At 54.7% G+C, this 5,699-nt stretch carries 4 protein-coding genes and 1 pseudogene; 2 read left to right on the top strand and 3 right to left on the bottom strand.

Annotated features, from left to right (window positions below; all coding sequences use genetic code 11):
• Positions 1-1,113, bottom strand: a pseudogene (locus JIF53_RS18805) (transposase); the annotation flags it as partial.
• A gap of 48 nt (positions 1,114-1,161) precedes the next feature.
• Here JIF53_RS18805 and JIF53_RS18810 point away from each other — a divergent pair.
• Together JIF53_RS18810 and JIF53_RS18815 are read left to right on the top strand one after the other, a co-directional pair.
• Positions 1,162-1,464, top strand: coding sequence for an alpha/beta fold hydrolase (locus tag JIF53_RS18810; protein WP_152525351.1), 303 nt, complete (start codon positions 1,162-1,164; stop codon positions 1,462-1,464).
• Between the two features lie 36 nt (positions 1,465-1,500).
• A complete protein-coding gene (locus JIF53_RS18815; RefSeq protein ID WP_023010676.1) occupies positions 1,501-2,526 on the top strand; it encodes an AraC family transcriptional regulator in 1,026 nt (341 codons plus the stop codon).
• A gap of 134 nt (positions 2,527-2,660) precedes the next feature.
• Here the strand turns inward: JIF53_RS18815 and JIF53_RS18820 are convergent, their stop codons facing one another.
• Positions 2,661-4,742: an alkyl/aryl-sulfatase gene (locus tag JIF53_RS18820; protein ID WP_023010675.1), complete on the bottom strand. Its 2,082-nt coding sequence runs from the start codon at positions 4,740-4,742 to the stop codon at positions 2,661-2,663.
• A 150-nt stretch (positions 4,743-4,892) separates the two neighbouring features.
• Positions 4,893-5,519 (bottom strand): FtsX-like permease family protein, encoded by a 627-nt coding sequence (locus JIF53_RS18825; RefSeq protein WP_199453989.1) that lies wholly within the window; start codon positions 5,517-5,519, stop codon positions 4,893-4,895.
• Positions 5,520-5,699 lie beyond the last annotated feature (180 nt).

The following is a 5,699-nucleotide window of genomic DNA, read 5'->3' on the forward strand; positions in this document are numbered from 1 at the left end:
CACTCTGGGTTTGGGTATCAGCGCCGCCAACTTGGCAATGAAATCCAGGGGATCAAAGACCACATGCGTCGTCCCATCCCGATAGGGTGTCTTCAGTCGATAGCGAATCTGCCCGTTTGATGTCAGCGACAAGCGCTTCTCTGCTACTGCGGGCCTGCTGATGTAACGACACAAACGCTCCAGTTTGTCGCGCTCATCAGCGCCTGCGGAAACGCCGGCATGAAGAGAGAACCCTCCCATCTTTCCGACCCGGTCGTCGTTCGTATTGTCACTGGTCGGTAGAGTCTGGACTGTGAACACCTTGCGGCCAGCCTGGGGGCCGACGGCAATCCGATAGGTGATGGAATGACCCTGCAGTTGCGCCATAGGGTCATCGTCCGCAGCTTCCGCGCTCAGATAGCTGTTCTCGATATCACGCTCCAGCAAGCCCTGTCGTTCCAGCTTGCGGCCAACCCTCCGGGCAATCGTACCGACCAAGGCGGTAAGCTCCTCGTGGCTGGGCGCCTTGACCCGGACAAAGCGTAAGCCCTTATGCGGGTCATCGGCGTAGACGCCATCCAGGAAGAGCATATGGAAGTGCAAATTGAGGTTGAGCGCGCTGCCGAAGCGTTGAATCAGCGTCACTGCGCCGGTCCGGGCGTTCTGGTGAGTCAAACCCGCCTTCTTGATGAGATGCGTGGCAATCACGCGATAGACGATCCCCAGCACCTGGCCCATGACCGCTGGCCGGTTGGCAAACAGATAGCGAAGCTGGAAAGGAAAACTCAGCACCCATTGACGGATGGGCTGCCGAGGCAAAACATCGTCCACGAGTAATGCTGCACTTTCAGTCATGCGTCGAGCGCCGCAACTGGGGCAAAAGCCGCGCCGCTTGCAACTAAAGGCAACCAAATGCTCGACATGACAACTGTCGCAGCGCACCCGCAGGAAACCGTGCTCCAGGCGACCGCATTTCAGGAAGTCGTCAAACTCCCTTTGGACGTAGGTAGGAAGTTCCTTACACTGCGCTTCCATCAGGTCACGGAGCTGGTACAGAAATTACTGATCAGTCCGCTGGGACCACTGTTTGCCCGTTTGTATTCTTATAAAAAACTGCAGAAAACCTTTGCTCATATCTGTGCAAAGGCACTCAGCGATGAAGAGCTGCAGGGCTTCTGGACATTGATTTCACAGCAACAGGGGCTGCGGGTTTTTCATAAACTGATTCGCTATATGAGTGAGCGGCGGCAATTCCGTGAGCGTTGGGTTGGTGCCTTGCAGAACACCAGCGTACCTCTGGCGCTGATTAATGGCTCTGCCGATCCTATTTCCGGTGCGCATATGGTGGCCCGTTACCGTGAACTGGTGGGCGGGGAAAACATTGTGCAATTGCCGGGTATTGGTCATTATCCTCAACTGGAAGACAGCCAGACGGTATTGGCCGCTGTGCAGTCTTTTCTGGCCGGAGTTATGTCGTCCGGCTGATCTCTGCGTATTAACAGGCCCCAATACAGGTTCGCCATGAATCAGCCTTCTTATTCCACTATTGCTGCCTGGGCGCTGGCCATCTGCAAAGCCCTGCAGGAATCCGGTCGCGACCCTGTGCCTTTGCTGCAGGACGTCGGCCTTAACCTGCAGGAGCTGGAGCAGCATCCCGACAGCCGTGTTGCCATTGCTACCATGACTGCCTTCTGGGACCGGGTGGAACAGATTACTGCGAATCCGGCTTTTGGCCTGGAAGTTTCACGTTATGTGCAGCCGATGCATTTTCGCGCCCTCGGTTTGCTGATGATCAGTTGCCAGAATATGCAGCAGGTGATCGAAAAAATCGGGCGCTATCACGCCATGATTTCCAACACCGTTAATATCCGCGTTATTCATCAGCCACACCGTATCGGTTTTGCCATTGATCCTCTGGCGGGAGTGCCGATCAGCGCCCTTGCCGTTGATGGTTTTTTTGCCACCATCGTTACCTTTGCCCGGCAATTAACTGGGCAGAATCTGCTGGTGCAGAATGTTGAATTAATGCGGTCTTTACCCGCAGCAGGCGGCGAGCGCTGGAGTACATTTTTTCGGTGCCCGGTCAATTTTCAGCAGGCCACCAACTGCCTGTGGTTTGAACGTGCTCAGCTGATAAAAATGGCATTGCCCGGCGATTCACAATTGGCTGCTGCCAACGAAGCACTGGTTGAACAATACCTGCAAAAAATGAATGCCCTTAACTGGCACGAGCGGATAAAAAACAGCATTCAGGCGGTGCTGGAACAGGGCGAACCGACGCTGGCCGATACCGCACAGGTATTTAATCTGAGCGAACGCACGCTGCGACGTTATCTGCAACAGGAAGGCACCAGTTTCCGTCAGGTATTGGAAGAAGTTCGGCGTGAAATGGCGGTACATTACCTGCTACAGACAGCGGTGCCGGTAACGGATATAGCATTACGGCTGGGATTCAGTGACAGCAGTAATTTTAACCGCGCGTTTCAGCGCTGGTTTGAGCAGACGCCGGGGCAATACCGTAAGGAAAAGAAAAGCGCCGGAGCGTAAAAAAATACCCTCGCAGAAAGTCTCTTGCCATCTGGCTCCCACGCTCTGCGTGGTAGCCCTTGCCGGTGCTGTTGCATTACCCCACGGAGCGGGGCGTTCCCACGCGGAGCATGGGAACGAGAAGAAAGAAGTCCTTAATCCGGCAACACAATCGCAAACGATGTTGCAGGTTTTTCAAACAGGCTGAAAAAACGCACCAGATCAATTTTGCTGCCATCAATGCTCAGATCATCGGAAAACAGGGTGTCTTTTAAGCCGGCCTCACCAATCAGCATGCTGATAAACAGCGGGTGAGTCAGGTTCAGGGTGGCGTTGATTTCGCCTTCCAGCGGCGTGTCTTTGCTCAGCTGGCGGTGATGCAGTACCGCATTTTCAACCCACAGCAGATGGCTTTCATTCAGATCGGTAAAGTTAATTTTAATGCGCCAGTTTTTATCGGCGGCATCTTCGGCTTTTAAGCGTACAGCCAGAGTATCGAAGAAGTTGGCCACCGGTGTCTGCAGCAGCATATCTTTCATGGTGGCGATATTAATGCCGGTTTCCGGTGTGCCGGTACGTAATTCCAGTGCTGCGGTTAAATACACATCACGCCACGGGCCGGACTCAGCCTGATAACCCAGCTGATCATAATTACGTGCCAGCAGTTTACGCGCGGCTCTGTTTTCCGGTTCAGCAAACACCAGATGGTTGAGCAGCTCGGCACTCCAGCGGTAATTACCGGCATCAAACGCACTTTGTGCTTTTTCCAGCAGAGTACCGGCGCCTCCGGCGAGAGCAACATAACCGGCGGCACGTTGCGGATCGGGCAGTGGATCAAGGTGGGCCGGGTTGGCGTCGTACCAGCCTAAATAGCCCTGATAAACAGCGCGTGCATTGTGTTTTACCGTGCCGTAATAACCCCGGCTGGAAAAGGCCTGGGCGAGGGAATCGGGCAGGGCCAGATCTTCAGCAATTTCACCCGGTGTCATGCCCTGGTTCATACGGCGTACGGTCTGGTCGTGAATAAATTTATAGGTATCGCGCTGTTGTTTCAGGAAGGTCTGAATACGCTCTTTGCCCCACATCGGCCAGTGATGGCTGGCAAAATAAATATCGGCATCGGCAAACAGGTTACGTGCTTCTTCAATATAGGCACTCCATTTCAGTGCATCGCGTACCTTGGCACCACGCAGGGTATAGAGGTTGTGCATGTTACGCGATACCACTTCGCCACCGCAGAAGGCTTTATATTGTGGTAAATAAAAGGTGAACTCAGCCGGTGCTTCGGATTCCGGGGTGTACTGGAACTGAAACTGAATACCGTCAATGGTCAGCTCGGTCGGGGTTTCACTGACCAGCTGATTGGGTTCAATAATACTGAATTCACCAAAGGCCGGGCCTTTACCCAGGCCGGAATCCACATGGCCGAATTCATCGCGGGCCAGATTTTTACCGTACATATAAACCGCACGGCGACTCATGGCGGTACCGGCAATAATATTTTCGCTGGTGGCCTCTTCCATAAATCCGGCCGGTGCAATCACCGGAATATTACCCTGCTCAATTTCCTGCTGGCTGATAATGCCGAGCACGCCACCAAAATGGTCGATATGGCTGTGGGTAAATAAAATGGCGCTGATATTCTGTGTGCCCGGGTAACGTTCTGCCAGTTGTTGCATGGCGAAGCCAAAGGCGGTGCGTGCAGTTTCTTTAGCGGTGATCGGGTCGATCACAATCCAGCCGCTGTCACCTTTAATCAGCGTCATGTTGGATAAATCGAAGCCACGCAGCTGATAAATGCCCGGCGTTACTTCAAATAAACCATGAATATTATTCAGCTGCGCCTGACGCCACAGGCTGGGGTTGACGCTGTCGGGCGCATCACCCTGTACAAAACCGTAGGCGGGCATATCCCAGACCTTTGTTGCAGGGTCGGCCAGCGAAGTAACCTGCAGGTTTTCCGGGCTGGCAATCAGGCCACGGCGGGCATCGTTAAAATCCTGCTGATCATTCAGGTTCAGTTGCTCTGCTACCTTGCGGTTGGTCGCAATGGTGGTGGCGGTAGCTGCGCGTTCGTCGCTGCTGATGCTGATCTGGTTATCGGACTGACCGCAGGCGCTCAGTAACAGACCGGCGCTGAGCAGCAGTCCGGCGTTGAGCAGCAGTCCGGCGTTGAGGCATTGCTGGCCACGGGGTTTGCGTAAGCGCAAAGCAGGGAAAGGAAGTTTGATTGTCATTATAAGCTCCTGTGCTGATTCCTCAGTGTAGGAGCCTGGATGATGCGCTGCCGGTTCGCGCCGGTCAGTCACTTGTCTTTACTGACCACTCTGAAGTGGCCAGTATGCTGATGCTGCCGGTTTTAATGCTCGCGGTTTAATGTGAGCAGTTTAATGTTGAGTGGTTAACGACAAACGGTAGGCCGACAGCGCCGGTAACAGGCCGGCGAGCAGTGCCAGGCTCAGGCTGAGCGCAGCGTAGAGCCAGACGTCCTGCAGGTTGAGCAGTGGTTCAATCAACAGGCCGTAATGTTCGGCCAGTAGCGGCTGGGCCAGCCACTGAGTCGCCGCGGCCATGCTCAGGGCCAGCAACCAGCTGAGCAGCGTCAGCAGTAATACCTCGGTTTCCAGCAGCACAAAGAGGTACAGCGGGCGGGCGCCGATAATGCGCAGCAGGGCAATTTCCTGACGCCGTCCGGCCACGGTGACCTGCAGCATGGCCACCGAGCCGAGCAGGCTGGTGATTAACATCAGCAGGCTCAGTGCCTGCAGCAGTTGTTCGGCATTGCCCAGTAATTGCCAGAATTCGCTCAGGGCAACGCCGGGAATCACCGCGGTTAGCGGTTCCTGATGGGGCTGGTTTAAAACGTTCTGCAGCTGAAATAACAGCGGCCGTGAGGTCAGCCCAACAAAGAGGGCCGAGATCGTATCAGCCTCAGGCAGATCCTGCCAGCCGGCCTTTGCCAGACGCTCGGCCTGTTGCAGATCGTGCAGCGCTTCCAGTGTCTGCAGATGCACGTGCAGCGAGCGGTCAGAGGATAGGAAGAATAAAAGCCCTTTTCCAGAGAACCCGCGCAGACTGCTGTCGTTCTATCCCTCGGTTCTATCCCTCGCTTCATTACCTGATAGCCTCAAACCAGGGCTGAATTCCGCTCTTCTCGATTGAATTCCCCCCAGTTTCCGAGCTTTCACACCTCA

The sequence above is a fragment of the Marinobacter sp. bablab_jr008 genome (assembly GCF_016464145.1).
Classification (GTDB): domain Bacteria; phylum Pseudomonadota; class Gammaproteobacteria; order Pseudomonadales; family Oleiphilaceae; genus Marinobacter; species Marinobacter nauticus.

Excerpts from the sequence above, each read along its gene's own strand:
- JIF53_RS18820 (WP_023010675.1), bottom strand. The coding sequence starts at position 4,742 with ATGACAATCAAACTTCCTTTCCCTGCTTTGCGCTTACGCAAACCCCGT.
- JIF53_RS18815 (WP_023010676.1), top strand. The coding sequence starts at position 1,501 with ATGAATCAGCCTTCTTATTCCACTATTGCTGCCTGGGCGCTGGCCATC.